14 protein-coding genes are annotated in these 21472 nt (G+C 72.8%); 10 read left to right on the top strand and 4 right to left on the bottom strand.

Translation table 11 applies throughout. The annotated features are described in order from the left end of the window. Positions 1 to 19: 19 nt before the first annotated feature. The 3 genes from BM028_RS08345 to BM028_RS08335 form a co-directional block, all read right to left on the bottom strand. Complete coding sequence (locus BM028_RS08345; RefSeq protein WP_254789490.1) at positions 20 to 898, bottom strand: GNAT family N-acetyltransferase; 879 nt, start codon at positions 896 to 898, stop codon at positions 20 to 22. A gap of 1 nt (position 899) precedes the next feature. Continuing rightward, positions 900 to 2465 carry a long-chain-fatty-acid--CoA ligase gene (locus BM028_RS08340; RefSeq protein ID WP_092385907.1) on the bottom strand — a complete coding sequence of 522 codons (1566 nt, stop codon included), beginning with the start codon at positions 2463 to 2465 and terminating at the stop codon, positions 900 to 902. A gap of 87 nt (positions 2466 to 2552) precedes the next feature. Continuing rightward, entirely contained in the window at positions 2553 to 3458 is a 906-nt protein-coding gene (locus BM028_RS08335) for a DMT family transporter (RefSeq protein WP_092385905.1), read from the bottom strand. A 70-nt stretch (positions 3459 to 3528) separates the two neighbouring features. Here BM028_RS08335 and BM028_RS08330 point away from each other — a divergent pair, with 70 nt between their 5' ends. From BM028_RS08330 to BM028_RS08285, 10 genes are all read left to right on the top strand, one after another. Beyond that, positions 3529 to 4377 (top strand): LysR family transcriptional regulator, encoded by an 849-nt coding sequence (locus tag BM028_RS08330; RefSeq protein WP_092385903.1) that lies wholly within the window; start codon positions 3529 to 3531, stop codon positions 4375 to 4377. Positions 4378 to 4411: 34 nt separating this feature from the next. Then, positions 4412 to 5239, top strand: a complete 828-nt coding sequence (locus BM028_RS08325) for a fructosamine kinase family protein (protein ID WP_092385901.1) — start codon at positions 4412 to 4414, stop codon at positions 5237 to 5239. 98 nt (positions 5240 to 5337) lie between these two features. Then, positions 5338 to 7497 (top strand): ArnT family glycosyltransferase, encoded by a 2160-nt coding sequence (locus BM028_RS08320; protein WP_254789487.1) that lies wholly within the window; start codon positions 5338 to 5340, stop codon positions 7495 to 7497. Positions 7498 to 7532: 35 nt separating this feature from the next. Continuing rightward, positions 7533 to 8255: a response regulator transcription factor gene (locus BM028_RS08315; protein ID WP_092386570.1), complete on the top strand. Its 723-nt coding sequence runs from the start codon at positions 7533 to 7535 to the stop codon at positions 8253 to 8255. 62 nt (positions 8256 to 8317) lie between these two features. Continuing rightward, entirely contained in the window at positions 8318 to 9790 is a 1473-nt protein-coding gene (locus tag BM028_RS08310) for a sensor histidine kinase (RefSeq protein WP_139219785.1), read from the top strand. A gap of 45 nt (positions 9791 to 9835) precedes the next feature. Beyond that, entirely contained in the window at positions 9836 to 11284 is a 1449-nt protein-coding gene (locus BM028_RS08305; RefSeq protein WP_092385897.1) for an ArnT family glycosyltransferase, read from the top strand. A gap of 96 nt (positions 11285 to 11380) precedes the next feature. Beyond that, positions 11381 to 11650: a hypothetical protein gene (locus BM028_RS08300; protein ID WP_092385895.1), complete on the top strand. Its 270-nt coding sequence runs from the start codon at positions 11381 to 11383 to the stop codon at positions 11648 to 11650. Between the two features lie 188 nt (positions 11651 to 11838). Beyond that, entirely contained in the window at positions 11839 to 13122 is a 1284-nt protein-coding gene (locus BM028_RS08295; RefSeq protein ID WP_092385893.1) for a bifunctional glycosyltransferase family 2/GtrA family protein, read from the top strand. 328 nt (positions 13123 to 13450) lie between these two features. Continuing rightward, complete coding sequence (locus tag BM028_RS08290; RefSeq protein ID WP_092385891.1) at positions 13451 to 19021, top strand: glutamate synthase-related protein; 5571 nt, start codon at positions 13451 to 13453, stop codon at positions 19019 to 19021. Continuing rightward, a complete protein-coding gene (locus BM028_RS08285) occupies positions 19018 to 20802 on the top strand; it encodes a sulfite reductase subunit alpha (protein ID WP_092385889.1) in 1785 nt (594 codons plus the stop codon). Before BM028_RS08290 ends, BM028_RS08285 begins: the two co-directional genes overlap by 4 nt. A 255-nt stretch (positions 20803 to 21057) precedes the next feature. On the opposite strand, the gene BM028_RS08280 is transcribed toward BM028_RS08285, so the two are convergent. After that, positions 21058 to 21444 (bottom strand): DUF7882 family protein, encoded by a 387-nt coding sequence (locus tag BM028_RS08280; RefSeq protein WP_070418059.1) that lies wholly within the window; start codon positions 21442 to 21444, stop codon positions 21058 to 21060. Positions 21445 to 21472 lie beyond the last annotated feature (28 nt).

Below are 21472 nucleotides of genomic sequence, written 5' to 3'. Positions count from 1 at the left end.
ACCCGCCGAGTCACTCGCCTCAGGCCTGCCGGACGCAGTCGAGCCGTTCCGGGAGCATCGTGAAGCCGGCCGCCCGGTAGGTCGCGACGGCGCTGTCGAGGTCGCTCGGGGTGCAGACCCACGCGGTCGACGCTCCCGCCTCGCGGAGCAGTGCCGCACCGGCGACGCAGATCGCGGTCCCGTGCCCCGCACCGCGGTGGGCGGCGTGGACGCCGAGCGGCTCGATGAGTCCGGGACGGCCGCGACCGGCCGACCAGACCGTGATCCCGGCGACCGGTTCTCCGGCGTCGTCCCTGCCGAGCAGACAGCGAGCCTCCGCGAACGGTGCACCGGCGGACATCGCCCTCCAGCGCTCGTCGGTGAACGACCCGTTGTCCCAGGCCGAGCGGTGGACCGCCGTGAAGTCGGACGTGTCCGCGCCGTGCACGATCTCGACGTGCAGCGACGACCCGCGTGCTCCGACCGGCGCGGCCAGGTCGAGGGACAGCGGCGTCCAGGACTCGCCGGCGCCCCATCCCGCAGCGTGCAGCGCTCCGCGCAGGGCGGTGCCGTCCGGTACCTCGATCGACGCAGGGCCGCTCGGGAGCACGCCGGTGCCGGGGTCGGAGGCGTCGGCCGCCAGGGCGCGCGCGAGGTCCGGGTCCGTCCAGCGCTCGGGGGCCACCGTCATGCGGAGCGTGGTCGGTCCGTCGAGGAAGCCGAACGCGACGATCTGCCCGTCGGCCTCCCAGAGGTGCACCGCACGCGCGACCGCGTCCGCCCCCTGGCGCCACGCCCACCCGAGGTCGCCGGGGTGGAGCTGCACGAGTGCGTCGTCGCGCTGCCACGACCGCAGCGCCGCCAGGCCCCGAGCGAGGTCGGCCGGCGACGGTGACCGCACGACGGTGTCCACGTCCACGTCAACTCGCCGCCGGGACCTCCGCGCCGAACCGGTCGACGAGCTCGCGCTTGAGCACCTTGCCGCTCGGGCCGAGGGGCAGCGCGTCGAGGACGTGCACCGCCCGGGGGTACTTGTAGGCAGCGATCTCGGCGGCGACGAAGTCGATCAGCTCCTGCGGCGTCGCCGTCGCCTCGGCACGGAGCACCACGGCGGCCTCGATCTCCTGCCCGTGCAGCTCGTGCGGCACGCCGAACACCGCGGCCATCGTGACGTCGGGGTGGGTTGCGAGGACCTCCTCCACCTGCCGCGGGTACACGTTGTAGCCGTTGCGGATGATCATGTCCTTCGTCCGGTCGACGATCGTCAGGTAGCCGTCGTCGTCCTTCGTGCCGAGGTCGCCCGTCCGGAACCACCCGTCGACGATCGCGGCGGCGGTGTCCTCGGGACGGTCGAGGTACCCGTTCATGAGGTTGTGCCCGCGGATGACGAGCTCGCCGATCTCGCCGTGGGGCAACATCACGATCGCGTCGTGCTGCTCCGGGTCGGCGATCTCGACGTCGACGCCCCACACCGGGGTGCCGATCGTGCCGGGGCGCGGTGGCCGTCCGACGTGGTTGAAGGTCGCGACCGGCGAGGTCTCGGTGAGGCCGTAGCCCTCGTGGATCGGCGCGTCGTAGACGTCCTGGAACCGCTCGAGGACCGCCAGGGGCAGCGAGGCGCCGCCGGAGATCGCGTACCGCAGCGTCGGACGGGCATCGGAACGGGTCGCCGCGTCGAGCAGCGCCATGTACATCGTCGGGACGCCCATGAAGATTCCGCACCCGTGCTCGACCATCGCGGCGAGTGCCGTGTCGCCGTCGAACTTCGGCAGCATGACGATCGTCGCGCCGACCCGGAAGCCGGTGTTCATCGTGCAGGTCTGCCCGAAGGTGTGGAACAGCGGCAGGGCGCCGAGCAGGACGTCCCCGCGGTGCATGTCGAACGTCGTCATCAGGTTCGTGTTGACCTGTTCGAGCAGCGAGAAGTGCGACCCCTCCGCGCCCTTGGGCTTGCCGGTGGTGCCGCTCGTGTAGAGGATCGTCGCGGTGTCGAACGGGTGCCGGGGGACGTAGGTGTCGAGCGGTTCCGCCTGCTGCGCGAGCGCTTCGAGCCGGTCCGGGGAGTCGGCCGGGGCGAGCACCGTCACCACGTCGACCTCGGCGAGCTCGGCACCGGCCGCGCCCTCACCGAGCAGCGGTGCGGCGCAGACGAGCAGCGAGGCGCCGCTGTCGCGCAGGACGTACTCGATCTCGCGTCGTTTGAGCAGCGCGTGCACGGGGACCGCCACGGCGCCGAGCGCGAGGGTCGCGTAGTAGACCCGCGGGAAGTCCTCGACGTTCGGGACGAGCATCGCCACACGGTCGCCCGGTCCCACGCCGCGGGCCCGCAGCGCACCGGCGTACGCGAGCGTCTGGCTCCAGAGCTCGGCGTAGGTGGTGTGCCGGTCGCCGACGATGACGGCGACGTCGTCCGGGTACCGCGCTGCGGACTCGGCGAGGATCGCTGCGACCGAGGCGGTGGCGCTGGTGTGGTGGGTGGCGGTCATGACCGGTCTCCGTCTCCGTCGACGACTCCGTGGACGACTTCTCGGCCCGATCCTACGGCCGCGGTCGCTTCCGGATCCGGCCCCCGTTCAGGCGGGAGCCCGCACGCCCAGACGCCGCCGACCCACCACGCCCGACGCCAGCGCGATGCCGAGCAGCACCACGAGTCCCCCGACCGGCTCGTTCCACCGGACGTGCTCGCCGAGGACCAGCACGCCGAGCACCACCCCGACGACGGGTGTCAGGTAGGTGACCGTCGAGGCGCGACCCGCTCCCCACGCCTGCACCAGCCGCGTGTTCCAGGCGTAGGCCAGCCCCGTGCCCACGCAACCGAGCGCGACCATCGCCCCCACGATCCTCCAGTCCAGCCGTACCGGACCCGTGGCGATGACGGGCGCGACCAGCAGGAGCAGTCCGGAGGCCAGCGTCAGCTGCACCGTCGCGAGGGTGACCGGGTCGTACGCGCTGCCGACCGCCACCCGGCGCAGGTACGCGAGGCCGATGCCGTAGCACGCGGTCATCCCGAGCAGCGCGACCTGCCCCGGCACGCTCGCCAGGACCTCCGGGTCCCCGATGACGTTCCACGGACCGACCAGCACCAGGACGCCGACGATCCCGAGCACGATGCCCGCGACCTGCCGTCCGCGGAGCCGCTCGGACGGTACGAGCACCGCGAGGGCCGCCAACGTCATGATCGGCGTCGTCGCGTTGTAGATGCTCGCGAGACCGGACGGCACGGTCTGCTCCGCCCACGCCATGAGCGACGACGGCACCGCGTTGAGGAACACCGACACCACGAGCAGGTGTCCCCAGACCCGTGGCTCCCGCGGCCAGCGCCGGCGGGTCGCGAGCAGGACCGCGACGAGCGTGAGCGCGCCGAGGACCGTGCGCACCGTGGCGACCTGCTGCGGTGCCAGCCCGTCGAGCCCGATCTTCGCGAACAGGAAGCTCGAGCCCCAGGTCAGTGCCACGAGGAGGTAGAGGACCGCGTTCATGTCGCCTAGTGTCGACATCCTCGGCGCATGCGGCAAACGCATGTCGCTCATGAACGGATGAGGAAGACGCATGACCGTCTCGGTGCCCCAGCTACGCGCGTTCGTCGCCACCGTCGACGCCGGCTCCTTCACGGGCGCGGCGTCCACGCTCGGCGTCGGGCAGTCCGCCGTGTCGCACGCCCTCGCGGGTCTCGAGCGCGAGGTGGGCGGTCCGGTGATCCGGCGCGGGGCGGCCGCCGTCACGACGCCCCTCGGCGACCGTCTGCTGGCCCACGCCCGCAGCGTGCTCGCCTCCGTCGAGGCCCTGGAGGCAGTGATCCGGCCCGCCACGGCGCGCGGCACCGTGCGCCTCGCGGCCGTCCCCACCGTCTGCCAGGGCCTGCTGCCGCGGCTCCGCGAGCTGTGGGCGGTGACGCTGCCGGACGTCGACGTGCAGGTCTACGAGGGAGACGACGACGAGATGCCCGAGTGGCTCGAGGCCGGCACGGTCGACGCCGCCGTGCTCGTCGACCCGACGCCGGTGCCACCGGGCGGTGTGGTCGTCGCGCAGGACGAGATGGCCGCGGTGGTCCGCCGCGACCACCCGCTCGCCGACCTCCCCGCGCTGACGCTCGACGACCTGCACGAGGACGGCCTCGTCGCGGGCGGTGGCGGGTGCGAGCACCAGATCCAGCGGCTGCACGAACTCGACGGGCAGGCGTTCCGGTACGCCCACCGGGTGCGGGAGATGAGCACCATGTTCGGGATGATCGAGCGGGGCGAGGGCGTGTCCATCGTGCCGACGCTCGGGCGGGTGATGCTGCCGCCGGACCTCGTCATGGTGCCGATGGCCCGGCGGCTGTCACGGACGCTCGTGCTGAGCGGGCCGACGTCCCGCGAGTGGCACCCGCTGGCGAGGGCGCTCGTCGAGGCGGTCTGACCCGCTACGGAGGCGACACCGGCAGGATGGGGCGATGGCCGAGACGCACGTGAAGACCTTCGCCTCCCCCGACGAGGCCGCCGCCGAGGCAGCCGGTCTGGACTGGCTCGCCGAGGCCGAACCCGACGGCGGCACCCGGATCGCCCGCGTGCTCGGTCGACCCCGCCCGACGGTCCTCGACCTCGAGCTGATCCCGGACGGTTCGCCGTCGACACGGCAGGCCGAGCGGTTCGGGCGGTCCCTGGCGCACACCCACGCCGCGGGCGCCGAGCACTGGGGCGCGCCGCCCTCCGGCTGGCCGACGGGCACGCCCCTGCGGATGGGACGCTCCCGCACGCCGTTCGTCGCCGCGGCGGACGCACCGGCGACCTGGGGCGAGTTCTTCGCGGAGTACCGGATCCGCGACTTCGTCCGCCGCATCGTCGACGCCGGCGGGTTCGACCACGCCCAGGCAGCCGTGTTCGACCGGGTCGCCGACCGGGTCCAGGACGGGACGCTCGGGTCACCGCAGCCGAAGCTCGTCGGGGACCGGCCGGCGAGACTGCACGGCGACCTCTGGGCGGGCAACGTGCTCTGGCCGACGGAGGCGGAGCCGGTCGACGGGACGACGCCCACGGGAGCGGTGCTCATCGACCCCATCGCGCACGGCGGGCACGCCGAGACGGACCTGGCGCTCCTCGGGCTCTTCGGACTCCCCCGGCTCGAGGCCGTGCTCGCTGCCTACGACGCCGAGTCCCCGCTCGCCGCCGGGTGGCAGGAGCGGGTCGAGCTGCACCAGCTCGCGCCGCTGCTCCTGCACGTGTTCCTGTTCGGCGGCTCGTACACGGGAGCGGCGCTGCACGCGGCGCAGCGGTACGCGTGAACTGCGCGCCGCGCGTCTTAGGGCGCGCATAGCCGACGCAGGGTGACAGTCGGGGAACGCCCGGAATCCTCACTGCCATGACCACGTACCCGATACCCGTGACCGATCGACGCGAGACCGCGCGCACCGACGCGCGGGATCGGCGCCGCAAGCCCGTCGCCCGCCTGTTCCTCGGCGAGCGCGAGGACGCCCGCTGGCTCCGGCCCGCGTTCTGGGCGCTCCTCGCCGTGACCGCCGTGGTGTACCTCTGGGACCTCAGCGTCTCCGGGTACGCGAACAGCTTCTACGCCGCCGCCGTGCAGGCCGGCACGAAGTCGTGGGAGGCGTTCTTCTTCGGCTCCCTCGACTCGTCGAACTTCATCACGGTGGACAAGCCCCCGGCCTCGCTGTGGGTGATGGTGCTGTCCGCCCGGCTGTTCGGCTTCTCGAGCTTCAGCCTCCTGCTCCCCCAGGCCCTCATGGCCGTCGGGTCCGTCGCGCTCGTGTGGGGCACGGTCCGCCGCACGCTCGCCCGGCTCGGGGCCACCACGGCGAACGTCGGCGCGCTGCTCGCGGGCTTCGTCGTCGCGGCGACCCCGGCCGCCGCGCTGATGTTCCGGTTCGACAACCCGGACGCGCTGCTCGTCCTCCTCATGACCGCCGGCGCGTACTGCACCGTGCGGGCGCTCCCGACGGGCAGCTGGAAGTGGATCGCCCTCGCCGGGGTCGCCCTCGGGTTCGCCTTCCTGACGAAGATGCTGCAGGGGCTGCTCGTCCTGCCGGCGTTCGGCCTCGTGTACCTGTTCGCCGCTCGCACCACCTGGGGCAGGCGCGTCGTCGGCCTGCTCGTCGCCGCCGGGTCCCTCGTCGTCGCGGCCGGCTGGTGGGTGGTCGCCGTGTGGCTGTGGCCCGCCGAGTCCCGCCCCTACATCGGCGGTTCGACGAACAACACCGTGCTCGACCTCGTGTTCGGCTACAACGGCCTCGGTCGGATCTTCGGCGGCTCGGGCAACGGCGGCGGAGGCGGCGGCATGACCGGCGGCACCGCGGGCGGTTCGTTCGGCGGTTCGACGGGTCTGAACCGGCTGTTCTCGTCCGAGATGGGCCTCGAGATCTCGTGGCTCCTGCCCGCCGCACTCATCGCGCTGATCGTCGGCCTGGTCGTCGTCGGCCGCCGTCACCTGGCAGACCCGGCCCGCGCCGGACTCGTGCTCTGGGGTGGCTGGCTGCTCGTCACCGGACTCGTCTTCTCGTACATGTCCGGCACGATCCACCCGTACTACACGGTCGCGCTGGCCCCGGCGATCGCCGGACTCGTCGGCACCGGCGGCGCGCTGCTCTGGCACGCCCGCGAGCGCTTCACCGGCCGCATCGGTCTGGCCGCCATGATCGGCGTCACGGCCTTCTGGGGCTGGTGCCTGCTCAACGAGAACCCGACGTGGCTGCCCTGGCTCCGCTGGGTGATGCTGGCCGGCGGCCTGCTGTCGGCAGCGCTCGTCGTGATGGGCAGCGTGCCGTCGCTCCGCAGGCTCGTCACGATCGGCGTGCTCGCCGGCACCCTGTTCGGGCTCAGCGGCACCACGGCCTACGCCCTCGCCACGACGACCGTCGCGCACTCCGGTTCGATCCCGAGCGTCGGTCCGGCGGGCAGCAGCACCGGCGGCATGGGCGGCGGTGGCACGGGTGGCATGCCGGGAGGCGCGGGTGGACCCGGCGGGTCGACCTCCGGTTCCGAGAGCGGCGGCTCCACCTCCGACGACGGCTCCCAGCAGGGTCCCGGCGGGACCCCGCCGGAGGGCATGAGCGGCGAGGCGCCGGAGGGTGCCGACGGGACGGCGCCCGGTGGCGCCTCCGGGACCACCGAGGGCTCGACCGGGACCGACGGCACCGCCGAGGGATCGACCGACGGCGCCCCGAGCGGCATGGGCGGTGGCGGGTCGACGACCTCGTCGGCGTTGCAGAAGCTGCTCGAGGCGTCCGACGCCAAGTGGGCCGCGGCGGTCAACGGCTCGCAGTCGGCCGCACAGCTCGAACTCGACACCGACACGGCCGTGATGGCGATCGGTGGCTGGTCGAGCGACCCGGCACCGACGCTCGCCCAGTTCCAGGCGTACGTCGCCGACGGGGACATCGGGTACTACGTGTCCTCCGGCTCGGGCGGCGGCGGCATGGGCGGCGGATCGTCCACGGCGTCGGCCATCCAGGAGTGGGTCGCGGCGAACTACGAGTCCACGACGGTCGGCGGGCAGACCGTCTACGACCTGAGCAGCACGAAGTGATCGACGACGAGGGCGCGGTGGATAGGCTCGCGGGCGTGACCGGGCAACCGCTGCAGCGCACCGACGGCTCACCCGTCCGCGCCCTCGTCGTCGACGACGAGCACGCCCTCGCGGACGCCGTCGCCCTCGCGTTCGCGGGCGACGGCTGGGAGGTGCGGGCCGTGCACCGCGGGCGCGACGTGCTGTTCGCCGCCCGGGACTTCCGACCCGACGTGGTCGTCCTCGACGTGATGCTCCCGGACATCGACGGGTTCGAGGTGCTCGAACGGCTCCGGGACGCCCGGGACGACGTGCGGGTGCTGTTCCTCACGGCGCGGGACGCCCCCGAGGACCGGCTCGCCGGACTCACGGGCGGCGGCGACGACTACCTGACCAAGCCCTTCGGGATCGACGAGCTGCTCGTCCGGGCGCGGATCCTGGCCCGGACGTCGCCCCGGGTCGCAGCCGTCGGGAGTCCGACCGCGACGAGCGTCGGCGACCTCCGGCTCGACGAGGACGCCAGGACGGTCACGCGCGCCGGTGAACCGATCGACCTCACCCCGACCGAGTACGAGCTGCTGCGGCACCTCGCACGGAACGCCAACCGCGTGCTCTCCCGGGAGCAACTCCTGGCGAACGTCTGGGGGATGGACTTCGGCACGTCGTCCAACCTCGTGGACATGTACGTGTCGTACCTGCGCAAGAAGCTCGACGCCGGACGCGAGCCGATGCTGCAGACCGTCCGCGGAGCAGGGTACGTGCTCCGGCCGACGACGTGAGCCGACCGCGGACGGCGAGCCGCGCCTCCCGGGCCCGGAACGGAACCGACCGTCGGCGGCGCGTGCCGTCGCTGCGGTGGCGGATCGTGGCGGCCGTGGCGCTCCTGCTCGTCGCGACCAACGTCGTCGTCGGAGCGGTGACGGTCGTCGCGTTCCGCGGGTACCTGGTCGACCGGCTCGACGCGGAACTCGCGACCGCGGCCGAGCGGACCGTCGGCGGGCCGGACGGCGAACGGCCACCGCCCCCGTCGACCGGTACCGGCTCCGGCTCGGACCCGGACAACGCGTTCATCGGCGCTCCCGGACAGTCCGCCGGCACCGTCGTCGCGATCCTGCGCGACGGCGCGACCGTCCTCGGCGGGTACACGGACAGCAGCGGCCGGCAGCACGGGCTGTCGTCGGCGCAGGAGGCGACCCTGTCGCGCATCGCCAGCGACGGCGACCCCGTGACGGTCGACCTGGGGAAGCTCGGCACCTACCGGGCGCAGGCCGTCGGCGACGACGGCGACGTCTTCGTGACCGCGCTGCCGCTCGGCGACCTCGACGCCGCCATCGGCCGCCTCCTGCTCGTCATCGGTGTCGTGACGGTCGTCGGGCTGCTCGTCGCGGCCTGGGCGCTGACCCTGCTCGTCCGGCGATCGCTCCGCCCGCTCGAACGGGTGGCGGCCGTGGCGTCCGACGTCACCGAGCTCGACCTGGAGCGCGGGGACACGGACATCCCGGTGCGGGTCTCGGCCGGGGACCTCGCGGCGAACCGCGAGGTCGAGCAGGTCGGCACCGCGCTCAACCGCCTCCTCGGACACGTCGCCCGGGCGCTCACGGTCCGACGCGAGGCCGTGACGGGCATGCGGACGTTCGTCGCCGACGCGTCGCACGAGCTGCGGACCCCGATCGCGACCGTGCGGGCGTACGCCGAGCTCTCGGCGTCGTCGGACGACCCCGAGGCGGTCCGCCGCAACGTCGACCGGATCGGGCGCGAGGCGGTGCGGATGGGCGATCTCGTCGAGGAGCTGCTCCTGCTCGCTCGTCTCGACGCCGTCGCCCTGGCGTCCGGCCCGGCACCGGCGCGCGAGCCGGTCGACCTGACGTCGATCGTCGTCGAGGCGACGATGGACGCGCGCGCGACCGCACCCGGGCACCGGTGGACGCTGCAGGTGCTGGACGACCACCCGCTCGTGGTGTCCGGGGACGCGGCGCAGCTGCGGCGGGTCGTGACGAACCTGCTGGCGAACGCGCGGACGCACACGCCGGAGGGCACGTCCGTGGTGGTCTCCCTGCAGCGGACCGGCGACGTCGTGCGTCTCGTGGTCGCGAACGACGGACCGGTCATCCCCGCCGAGGTGCTCCCGACGCTGTTCGACCGCTTCACCCGTGGCGAGGCGTCCCGGTCCCGCGAGCACGGCACGAGCGGCCTCGGGCTGGCGATCGTCCGGGCCGTCGTGACCGCGCACGACGGGCTCGTCCGGGTCGCCTCGGAGCCGGGGCGGACGGCGTTCACGGTCGATCTGCCGGGTCGGACACCGGACGCCGGCTGACCGGGTTGGTTCGCTCGGGAGCGGCCGAGCAACTAGGTTCGGACGGTGCCCTCACGACTGTCCGCACTCGCCGGTGACCTCCGCATCCGGGCAGGAGTGGCGGCCGTGGTCCTGCTCTGGGCCCTGTACCAGTGCTTCTGGAACATCGGCGGGCCCAACATCACCGGCGACGAGGACATCTACCTCCGCGCCGGGTGGCAGTACGTGCACGGCGACTTCTCGTTCAACCGCGAGCACCCCCCGACCGCGAAGTACCTGTTCGGTCTCGCGCAGCTCGTCGCCGGGCAGGGGCCGATCGGTCCGCGGGTGCTCGTCGCCCTGCTCACCTTCGGCGTCGGCGTCGCGCTGTACTGGTGGCTGCGGCGCGAGATCGGCTACTGGGGCGCCCTGCTCGCCGCCGCCCTCTGGTGGCTGACGCCGCGCGGTGGTGCCGGTCCGCGCGTCGACCGTCTGGCACTGCTCGACCCGGTGATGACCGCGTTCGCCGTGCTCGCGGTGGCCACGGCGTGGGTGTGGATGCGCGGCGACCGGTGGTGGCTCGCGCCCGTGTCCGGTGCGCTGATGGCCCTGTCGGTGACGTCGAAGGTCTCCACCGTGGTGCTGCTGCCGGTGTTCCTGCTGCTGCCCGTGCTGTTCCGGGCCTGGCGTCGACTGCTCGTCGGCGGCGCGATGTGGGCGGCCGCGTTCGGGCTGGTGTTCGTCGTGTCGTACGTGCCGATGGGGATCCGGTCCGCGATCCGGTACATGATCGAGTTCCAGGAGGGGCAGAACACCACCGGCCACCCGATCACCATCGGCGGCACCGTCTACCGGTTCGCCCCGTGGTGGGCGAACCTGCACTTCATGGAGGCCGGCACGGGTGTGCTGCTGCTCGTCGTCCTCGCCGTCGGGGTCGTCGCGGCGCTGGCGATCCGGGCCGACCGGCTCGTCGCGTACGTCGGCATCGCCCTGGCGCTCCTCGTGGGCTTCTACGTGGTCGTCGCGAAGATCGCGCTGCCCACCTACTACTCGGCGTGGATGCCGTTCCTGCTCGTCCTGGCCGCGATCGGGCTGGCGCGACTGCCGCGTGTGCCGGTGCGGCCGGCGGTCCCGGTCGCGACGGCGCTGTCGCTCGTGCTGGTCGTCTCGCTCGTCGTGCCGTCCGTCCGGCTCAGCCAGGACATCGCACGCCAGCACCCGACGGGCATCGCGCTGCTCGGGGACTACCTCGAGGAACAGCACGTGCCCGACGGCAAGATCCTGTTCGTGTCGGCGACCCCGGGGCTCTTCGTGCCGTACGTCGCCGAGCGCGGCACCACCCGGGCCGACCAGGGGCCGTACGTCGCGATCGTGGTCGGGAACGACCGACGCTTCCCGCCGTCCGGGGCCGTGACGCAGCTGTTCGACTCCGAGCGGTCGCGGTTCTCGGTCGCCGAGGTCGGCGGACTCCAGGTGTGGCTGCCGAAGGACGGGCGGGTCGTCCTGCAGTCGGGAGCGCTCACCGTCCAGGGTTGACCCGCAGCTCGGCTGCCGGTGGGCGCGCGGCTGGCGCGGAAGCCGTCGGTGCCGTCGGTGCCGTGGCACACTGGACGGGAACGGACGGGGGCCCGCATGCCGAACGACTTCGCACGACTGCCGGAGCGGCCGCGCGCCGACGACCTCGTGGTCGAGGTGCCCGCGTTCGAGGACGACCGGCCCCAGCCCGAGCCCGCGCCGCCGGCCGCGGCCCCGGAGCTCATCGCGGCGACCGAGTTCGCCCGGACGTCGCACGCGCCGGCCACGATCCGGCGGACGCAGGTGCGCGCCGGGGTCTGGATCGCGGGCGTCCCCATCGCGGTGCTCGTGGTCATCGCGGTCGTGCAGGTGCTGTTCGCGCGCTGACCCGCTGCGTGCTGCCCTGCCGCGGGTGCGCGCTGTTCGCTCCGTGCTGTCCGGCCACGGGTGTGCTCTGACGACGACTGCTCGTGGTCCACCGTGCGCAGTCGTCGCCCGACTGTGCGGTGGCCGCCCGCGCGTTCTTAGACGCGGCACAGCAGGCTGCTGCGGTCCCCGTATGCCCGGTCCCGAGCATGTGCGGTATGACGGAGACGAACCACACCCTCGACATCGACATCGTCGTCCCCTGCTACAACGAGCAGGACACGCTCGCCGCCCACGTCCGCCGCTTGCACACCTTCTGCCGGACGTCGCTCCGGAACACCTGGCGCATCACGATCGCGGACAACGCCTCGACCGACGACACCGCACGCATCGCCGACGACCTCGCCGCGATGTTGCCGGACGTGCACGCGGTGCACCTGCCGGAGAAGGGCCGGGGCCGTGCGCTCAAGGCCGTCTGGGCAGCGTCGCCGGCCACCGTGCTGGTCTACGTCGACGAGGACCTCTCCACCGACCTCGCCGCGCTCGAACCCCTCGTCGCCCCGCTGCTGTCCGGGCACTCGGACGTGGCGATCGGCACCCGGTTGGCGGGCTCGTCACGCGTGGTGCGCGGCGGGAAGCGCGAGTTCATCTCCCGCTCCTACAACCTGCTGCTCCGCACCACGATGGGGGTGTCCTTCTCGGACGCGCAGTGCGGCTTCAAGGCGATCACCCGGCAGGCCGCGGAACACGTCCTGCCCCTCTGCGAGGACGACGCGTGGTTCTTCGACACCGAACTGCTCGTGCTGGCCGAGCACGCCGGACTGCGGATCCACGAGGTCCCGGTCGACTGGGTGGACGACGTGAACTCGTCGGTGCACATCGCCTCGACGGCGACCGAGGACCTCAAGGGGATGTGGCGGGTCTCCCGTGGGCTCGCGACCGGACGGGTGCCGGTCGGCGCCGTGTACGACGCCATCGGCCGCCGTCCGTTCACGCCGCCGCACGTCGGGATCGTCGGGCAGGTGCTGCGCTTCGGGGCGATCGGCGTGCTGTCGACGATCGCGTTCGCCGTGCTCTACGCCCTGTTCCGCCCGGCGATCGGTGCCCAGACGGCGGACTTCCTGGCGCTCCTGGTCACCGCGATCGGCAACACGGCACTCAACCGACGCTTCACGTTCGGGGTGCGGGGACATGCCGGCGCAGGGCGGCACCACGTGCAGGGGCTGGTGGTGTTCGGGATCGCGTGGGCGATCACGTCCGGGTCGCTGGTGATCCTGCACTCGGCGGCACCGGGATCGTCGCACGGTGCGGAGATCGTGGTGCTCACGGCCGCGAACCTCGTGGCGACGCTGGTCCGCTTCGTCCTGTTCAAGGCGTGGGTGTTCCGGTCCCGGCGTCGTCCGGAGCTCATCCGCCCGGGCACGACCCCGGCGGCGGACGCGAGCACGGCGGCGACCGAGCCGATGGCGGTCGACGAGCGCCACGCCGCCTGACGCCGCCGGCCGGCCCGCGGGCCGGGCGCGCGTTCGCACAACCGAAGTCACTCTGCGCCACGGGGATCCGCGGCGCGGAGTGACTTTCGTTGTGCGCAAGCGAACCGCGCCGCACCCCCGCCGCACCCGCGCCGCACACCCCCGCCGCGCCCGCGCCGCGCACCCCGGCCCCGCGGTGTTGCGCGGGCGGTATACCGCGCCGTAGCATCGCCTCACCGCACCACAACCCCACAGGGCCCGACTGCCACCATCGGTCTGCCCGCGGCGAGCGCTCCACTGATGCAGCCTGGCCGTCCGCTGCCGGCAACGCCCCACTGGACCTGCACACGTGAACCCCTCCTCCTTCGGTCTCTACGACCCTGCCCGCGAATCGAGCGACTGCGGCGTCGGTTTCATCACCCGACTCGACGGGACGCCGAGCCACGACGTCATCCGCAAGGGCGACGAAGCGCTGTGCGCCATCCCCCACCGCGGCGGCAAGTCCGCCGAGGGTGTCGGTGACGGCGCGGGCGTGAGCATCGACCTGTCGGTGGAGTTCTTCAGCGCGATCACCGGCGAGGAGCTCCGCGCGGGCCACTTCGGCGTCGCGAACTGCTTCGTGCCGAGCGGCGCGGGCCCGGCTGCGGACGCCGAGCGCGCCCGTGCGCAGCAGACCGTCACGGACGCCATCGAGCAGCAGGGCTTCGAGCTCCTGCTCGTCCGTGACGTCCCGGTGGACCACTCCGTCGCCCGTCCCGAGGCCGAGCAGTACCAGCTGCCGATCGTGCAGTGGGTCTTCCGTGCCCCCGAGGCGTGGACCCGCGCCGAGGTCGACGCCGCCGCCAACCGCGCCCTCCTCGCGATCGAGGCGGTGTCGTACGGTCAGGCCGCCGCCGACCGTGCCGAGCACGCCGCCCTGTACCCGCTGTCGCTCAGCGCCCGGACCCAGATCCTCAAGGGGCGGCTGAACTCCGGCGAGGTCATCGGGTACTTCACCGACCTGCGTGACCCGCGCCACTCGGTCCGGACGCTCTACTTCCACACCCGGTTCTCGACGAACACCGAGCCGCACCCGACGATGGCGCAGCCGTTCCGCCTGATGGCGCACAACGGCGAGCTGAACACCGACCGGAAGAACCGGCTGTCCGACGAGGCCCTCGCCCGTGCACGGACCCGCAGCATCGTCCGCCCGCCCGGCCAGTCCGACTCGAGCCGCCTCGACCAGACCCTGCAGAGCCGGGTGTTCGACGACGGCCTCGAGATCGTCGAGGCCGTGGTCTCGCTCATGCCCCCGGCGTGGGAGAACGACCGCACCCTGACCCCGGCGGTGCGGGACATGCTCGAGTTCTTCTCGCTCTACGAGGAGAAGAACGACGGCCCGGCCGCCGTGATCTTCAGCGACGGCGACGTGGTCGGCGCTCGGCTCGACCGACTGGGCCTGCGCCCGCTGCGGTCCGTGCAGACCGCCGAGTACCTGATGGTGTCGTCCGAGGCCGGTCAGGTCGAGTTCGAGCCCGAGGACGTCGTGCACCGCGGCCGCATCGAGGCGGGAGGCATGCTCGTCGTCGACCACCGCACCGGCACGCTCATGCGCACGCGCGAGGTGCTCGAGATGCTCGCGGCGCGGAAGCCGTACGGGACGCTCCTCGACGCCGCGCGCGTCAACCTGGACGACGTCCCGGCGCCGGAGTACCAGCGCACGACGACCACGCTCGGCTACGAGGGCGATCTGTCGCTCGCGGGCCGCTACGTGGCGTACTCGCTGAACCAGGAGAGCTTCCGGTTCATGCTCGACCCGATGCTGCAGAACGGCTCGGAGCGGATCTCGGCGATGGGCTACGGCAACGCCATCAACGCCCTGAGCGACACCGAGGGCGGCATGGCGAAGTACTTCTCGCAGCGCTTCGCCCAGGTGACGAACCCGCCGCTCGACTCGATCCGCGAGGCCGACGGCATGTCGATGCGCGTCGCCCTCGGCGCGAAGCCCGACGGGACGGGTTCGGCGACGCGGCAGCTCGTCGTGGAGTCCCCGATCCTCGGGCACCTCGACATGGTTCGGCTGCGCGAGCAGGACATCGTGCCGCTCGAGCGCTTCGACATGCTCTACGTGCCGGTGCTCGGCGACGAGCAGGCGAACGCCGACGCGGTCCGCACCGCGACCGAGCACCTCGCCGACGCCGTCGCCGCCTTCGCCGAGCGCACCGGCGGCATCGCCGTGCTCACCGACCGCAACGTGTCGTCGACGCACGCGCCCCTCCCCGTCATCCTCGCCGTGGCCGCCGTCAACCAGCGGCTCATCGAGACCGGCCTGCGCCTGCGGATCTCCGTCGTCGCCGAGTCCGGTCAGCTGCCATCGTCACACCACGTGGCGACGGCGCTCGGCTTCGGCGCCGCAGCGGTGTACAGCCTCTCCGCACGTCTCCGTGCGGAGGAGAAGTACCCCGCAGCGCCCGCCCCGGCCGGCGAACTGACCGCGACCGACCTCGCCCTCAAGCGCTTCCGGAAGGCGGCCGAGAAGGCCCTCGCGAAGACGATGGGCCGCGTCGGGCTCTGCACGGCCGAGAGCTACATCGGCGGCGAGTTCTTCGAGCCGAACTACCTCGACACCCGCGACGACCTGCTCGCCCGCGTCTTCCCGCACATGCAGGCCCCGGTCGGCGGCGTCGGGTTCGCCCGCATCGCCCAGGCGGCGACGGACTGGCACGAGCGCGCCCGCACGGTCGAGTCCGAGGGCCAGGTGCCCATGCTCGGCCTCTTCAAGGAGCGCTCGGACGGTGCCGGGCACTCGTTCGGCGTCGCGAGCGTGCGCGGCTTCGGCGGCATGACCGAGGAGCGTCCGGCCTTCGAGCGCTCCGGCGACTCCGAGGCGCTGCGGCTCCTCACGCTCGGCCAGCTCGACGACGCGTTCGGCATCACCGACACCGCCTACCGCAACACGGGCTACGACCGGCTGAGCGACGCCGAGATCGACGCGCACCGGATCACCCCGGGCTACGTCACGTTCCTGCAGACGACGCACGACGAGCGGTCGCGCCGTCCCGCGGCCCTCCGCGACGTCCTCGCGCTGCCCGCGGACGTCACCGGCATCGACACGGCAGAGGACTTCGCCCGCGAGCTCGGCCGCTTCTCGACCACCGGCAACGCGAGCGTCACGGTGCGCGGACTCTCCGGCTCGCGTCCGGCCGACGACGGGGACCTTCCAGGAGGCACGGCTCGCTTCCGCCTCGAACTCACGTCGACGGGGACCACGGGTGCACTGCGCCACGCGGCCCTCGCGGACGGCCTCGCGCTGCTGCACCCCGGCCAGGTCGACGTCGACTCCGTCGACGACACCCAGGTGACGCTCCGCGCCACCGGCTCCGCCGTCGAGCTGCTCGCACTGCTCGACCACGCCCCGGCGAGCGTCGCGCTCGACGAGGTCCAGCCGGCGCACGAGATCACCCGGACCCTGGCGTCCGGCGCGATGAGCCACGGCGCGCTCGTCGCCACCGCGCACGAGGCGGTGGCGCACGGCACGAACATGGTCGGCGGCATGTCGAACAGCGGTGAGGGCGGCGAGCACCACTCCCGCTACGGCACGATCCGCGGCTCGCGCATCAAGCAGTTCGCCTCGGGACGGTTCGGCATCTGGGCGGGCTACCTCGCCGACCCGATGCTCGAGGAGCTCGAGATCAAGATCGGCCAGGGCGCGAAGCCGGGCGAGGGCGGCCAGCTGCCCGCGCCGAAGGTCACAGTGGACATCGCCGCGGCCCGTGGTGGCACCCCCGGCGTCGAGCTCATCTCGCCGCCGCCGCACCACGACACGTACTCGATCGAGGACCTCGCGCAGCTCATCCACGACTGCAAGGCCGCCCGTGTCCGGGTGATCGTGAAGCTCGTGTCCTCCGAGGGCATCGGCACCATCGCGGTCGGCGTCGCCAAGGCCGGCGCGGACGTCATCAACGTCGCGGGCAACACCGGTGGCACGGGCGCCGCGGCCGTCACGAGCCTGAAGTACGCCGGCCGCTCGGCGGAGATCGGCGTCGCCGAGGTCCACCAGGCGCTCGTCGCGAACGGCCTCCGCCAGAAGGTCACGCTCCGCTGCTCGGGCGCGCACCAGACCGGTTCCGACGTGGTCACGAGCGCGCTGCTCGGCGGCGACAGCTTCGAGTTCGGCACGACCGCGCTCATGATGCTCGGCTGCGTGATGGCGAAGAACTGCAACGTGAAGTGCCCGGCTGGCCTCACCACGAACGCCGAGGCGTTCGAGGGCGACCCCCGTGCGCTCGCGCAGTACCTGCTCAACATCGCCCACGACGTGCGGCAGATCCTCGCCCGCCTCGGCCTGCGCTCCCTGCGCGAGGCCCGCGGTCGCACCGACCTGCTGCAGCTCCTCGACCACCCGGCGAGCGTCGGGCGCCTCGACGTCCGAGCGCTCCTCGCGCAGGTCCCCGAGAAGCTCGTCGAGGACCCGGAGTACCTCGAGAAGGACTTCCACACCGACGACGCGCTGCTCGAGCGGGTCCGCACGGCCCTCGTCGACCACGAGCAGGCGCACGTGCTCGTGCACGGCGTGCTGCTCGGCAACAGCGACAAGTCCGTCGGCGGCCAGCTCGGCATCGACGTGGAGCGCCTGCTCAACCACGAGCTGCGCGACTCCGACCTGTCCGGGCACCCGGCGATCACCACGGACGACCGCGGACGCCGCCGGCTCGTCGACGGCGCGGTCACGATCCGCACGCTCGGGTCGGCCGGGCAGTCGTACGGCGTGTTCAACAACGACGGCATCGTGCTCGAGCACACCGGCACCGCGAACGACGGCGTCGGCAAGAGCCAGAGCGGTGGCCGGATCATCGTCCGCGCCCCCGGTGGTGGCAGTGCCGGACAGGGCGGCAACGTCCTCGTCGGCAACTTCGCGCTGTTCGGGGCGACCGGCGGCCGCACCTTCGTCGAGGGCGAGGCCGGCGACCGGTTCGCCGTGCGCAACTCCGGCGCGACGGCCGTGGTCGAGGGCGTCGGGGACTTCGGCTGCGAGTACATGACGGGCGGTGCCGTGTTCAACCTCGGCACCTTCGGCAAGGGCCTCGGCAACGGCATGTCCGGCGGGTTCCTCTACCAGTACGACCCCTCCGGCGAGGTCACCGAGCGCGCGAGCACCGACTCGCTCCTCGTGTTCCCGGTCACCGACACCGAGCGCGGGGCCTTCCACGAGGCAGCGGCGCGCCTGCTGCTCGAGTGGCACCTCGAGGCGACGGGCTCGGCGCTGGCCGAGCGTCTGCTCGCCGAGTGGGAGACCACCCGCCAGCACGTCTTCGTCGGCATGCCCCGGGCGCTCCTGCTCACCCAGGACGCCGGCGAGATCCTGGCCGCGGCGAGCCGGAACGAACTGCTCGACGAGCTGGCGACCTCGATCGCGACGGACAAGCTCCGCGCGTTCAAGGTCGACTACCGCGACCAGCGCGCCGTCCTCGGTGGCCGTGCCCCGTCGCTCGGCGACCAGGGCGACGACATGTTCTCGCTCCTGTCCTCGTACACGGTGCTCGGCGTCGCCCAGGACCTCGCGCTCGAGCGGGTCCCCGGCGCGGCCGGCCCGAACGACCCCCGGGTGACCGAGGCGGTCAAGAACCTCATCCTCACCGAGGACTTCTTCGTGAAGCAGCGCGTCGTGAAGTACCTGCGCGGCACGCTGGACCGCTTCGCGGACGACGAGCTCGCGACCCTCATCGCGATCAAGCGCCTCGACGACTACAAGCGCGCGCTCACGCAGCGGAACAACCGCAGCATGGACGCGCCGGGCACCACCGGGTGGATCATGCACCAGAACGCCAAGAACGACGGCCGCGTCCGCGAGGCCCGCTTCGACGAGCTGCTCGCGAACGCGGCGCTCGAGGACATCGCCCGCCGTGCACCGCAGGCGCCGACCGAGGCGGTGTCCGCGTGAGCCTGCTCCCCCCGACCGGATCGCTGATCCCGGTCGACGCACCGTTCTCGCAGGCCCAGGAGTCCTGGCTCGCCGGGTTCATCGCCGGCATCGCCGCCGCGGGCAAGCGGGCCTCCGGCGGCGCCCCGACGACGACGATCGACGTGCTGTTCGGCACGCAGACCGGCAACGCGGAGTTCCTCGCCGACGAGCTGGTCTCCGGCGCGAAGGCCCGTGGGCTCGGCGGTCGTGCCACCGCGCTCGACGCCGTCACGCCGGACCAGCTCGCCGGGATGTCGCACGTGCTCGTGGTCACCTCGACGTACGGCGAGGGCGAGATGCCCGACAACGCCGGACTGTTCTGGGACGCGATCCAGGCGAGCACCGTGCCGCGGCTCGAGGGACTGCAGTACGCCGTCCTCGGGCTCGGCGACACGAGCTACGACGAGTTCTGCCAGGCCGGCAAGCTCCTCGACACCCGGTTCGAGCAGCTCGGCGCCACCCGCATCCACGACCGCGTCGACTGCGACGTGGACTACGAGGACCCGGCCGCGCTCTGGACGGCGGCGGTGCTCGACCGTCTGGCGGCGGAGGCGGGCGTACAGCCCGGCGCGACCACGGCGGTGGCGGCGACCGGTGCGACGACCGCGGCCGGCGGGGCGGGCGCGAGCCGTGCCTCCAGGCCCGGTGCCCAGTGGAACAAGCGCAACCCGTACCCGTCGACGCTGGTCGAGAACCGGCTGCTCTCCTCGCCGCGCAGCGCGAAGGAGATCCGGCACTACGAGTTCGACCTCGGCGACTCCGGGATCGAGTACTCGGCGGGCGACGCGCTCGCGGTCGTGCCGGTCAACGACGAGGTGTTCGTCGGCGAGCTGCTCGAGCAGGTCGGCGCGAACGGCTCCGAGACGCTCGACGGCCGCCCGGTCACCGAGGTCCTGCGGACCGACCGCGAGATCCGGACGCCCTCGAAGGACCTCATCGCGGACCTCGTCCAGCGCGCACCGTCGTCCGAGCTCGCCGCCGTCGTCTCGCACGGTGACAAGCACGAGCTCGACCGCTGGCTGTGGGGTCGCGACGTGCTCGACCTGCTCCGCGACGCCGGACCCGCGGCACCCGGACTCGACGAACTCCTGCCGAACCTCCGACCGCTGCAGGCGCGCCAGTACTCGATCTCGTCGAGCCCGCTCGCGCACCCGGACCGCATCCACCTGACGATCGCGTCCGTCCGGTACGGGGACCCGCACCGCATGTACGCCGGCGTCGCGTCGACGTTCCTCGCCGACCGTGTCGCCCCCGACGGCACCGTGGACGTCTACCTGCAGCCGAACGCGTCGTTCGGGGTACCAGCCGACCCGTCCGCGCCGATGATCATGGTCGGCCCGGGGACCGGGATCGCACCGTTCCGCGGGTTCCTGCACGAGCGTGCGGTCTCCGGGGCGACGGGACGGAACTGGCTGTTCTTCGGCGACCAGCACCGCGACACCGACTTCGTCTACGAGGACGAACTCACCGAGCTGCAGGAGCAGGGCGTGCTGGACCGCCTCGACCTGGCGTTCTCGCGCGACCAGGCCGAGAAGGTCTACGTGCAGACCCGGATGCTCGAACAGGCCCCGGAGCTCTACTCGTGGCTCGAGGACGGCGGGCACCTCTACGTGTGCGGTGACGCCTCACGGATGGCGAAGGACGTCGAGCAGGCGCTCCTGGCCGTCATCGGGAGCCAGCGGGGCAAGGGCGAGGACGACGCGCAGGCGTACCTCGCCGACATGCGGCGCGGCAAGCGCTACGTCCGCGACGTGTACTGAGCGGCGCGCGCGGCCGGTGCCACGCCCGTCGCCCCGGTGCGGAACCCGAATCCACGACCGGGGCGACGGCGAGGGGGCGCTGTGGGCCGGGAGGCCCCTGATCCGGGACTCCTCGCGCGTCGCGTGGTTCCCCCCTCCGACCGCGGAGCCACCGTCACCGGCTCCCTGGGCCGGAGTCGATCACTCGCGCGGTACGCCCACCGTACTCAGACTGCACGGACGTGCGCGACCCGTTGACCGTTCACGGGCTGTGTGCTATCCGGCGTCGTCGGTACCGGAGTCGTCGTCCGCGTCGCCGGGCACCACCGCACGGGACCACGCCGAGTCGTCCGCCGTGCTCGTGTCCGACGGCTCCGGGGTGAGCACGAGACCGGAGCCCGAGGTGGCGGCGGCGTAGAGGTCCTCGAGCCAGCTGCGGTTGATCCGGGGCACCCGGCTGCCGGAGAACTTGAAGTGCAGGCTCACGTTCGGGTGCATCCAGATGGTGCTGCGCCCGTTGCCGTGGACGGCGTCGTCCTTCCACGAGAACGCGAACCGGTGCTCCCGCCGGAGCATGTTCACGATGACGATCTGCAGGTGTGTGAGCGCTCGGTCGTCGATCCGGAGGTCGAGCGGCTCTCCGTCGTAGATGAGCTGACCCATGCGTCCTTGTACACCGCGGGGGTTGTGC

The sequence above is a fragment of the Curtobacterium sp. YR515 genome (assembly GCF_900113095.1).
Lineage (GTDB): Bacteria > Actinomycetota > Actinomycetes > Actinomycetales > Microbacteriaceae > Curtobacterium.
The sequence above is the reverse complement of the archived record's forward strand: the minus strand, read 5'-3'. Positions and strand labels throughout refer to the sequence as shown.

What these genes read in the sequence shown, in the direction of transcription:
- BM028_RS08295 (WP_092385893.1), top strand. Translation starts at nt 11,839, where the DNA reads ATGTGCGGTATGACGGAGACGAACCACACCCTCGACATCGACATCGTC.
- BM028_RS08340 (WP_092385907.1), bottom strand. Translation starts at nt 2,465, where the DNA reads ATGACCGCCACCCACCACACCAGCGCCACCGCCTCGGTCGCAGCGATC.
- BM028_RS08335 (WP_092385905.1), bottom strand. Translation starts at nt 3,458, where the DNA reads ATGAACGCGGTCCTCTACCTCCTCGTGGCACTGACCTGGGGCTCGAGC.
- BM028_RS08280 (WP_070418059.1), bottom strand. Translation starts at nt 21,444, where the DNA reads ATGGGTCAGCTCATCTACGACGGAGAGCCGCTCGACCTCCGGATCGAC.
- BM028_RS08325 (WP_092385901.1), top strand. Translation starts at nt 4,412, where the DNA reads ATGGCCGAGACGCACGTGAAGACCTTCGCCTCCCCCGACGAGGCCGCC.
- BM028_RS08330 (WP_092385903.1), top strand. Translation starts at nt 3,529, where the DNA reads ATGACCGTCTCGGTGCCCCAGCTACGCGCGTTCGTCGCCACCGTCGAC.
- BM028_RS08300 (WP_092385895.1), top strand. Translation starts at nt 11,381, where the DNA reads ATGCCGAACGACTTCGCACGACTGCCGGAGCGGCCGCGCGCCGACGAC.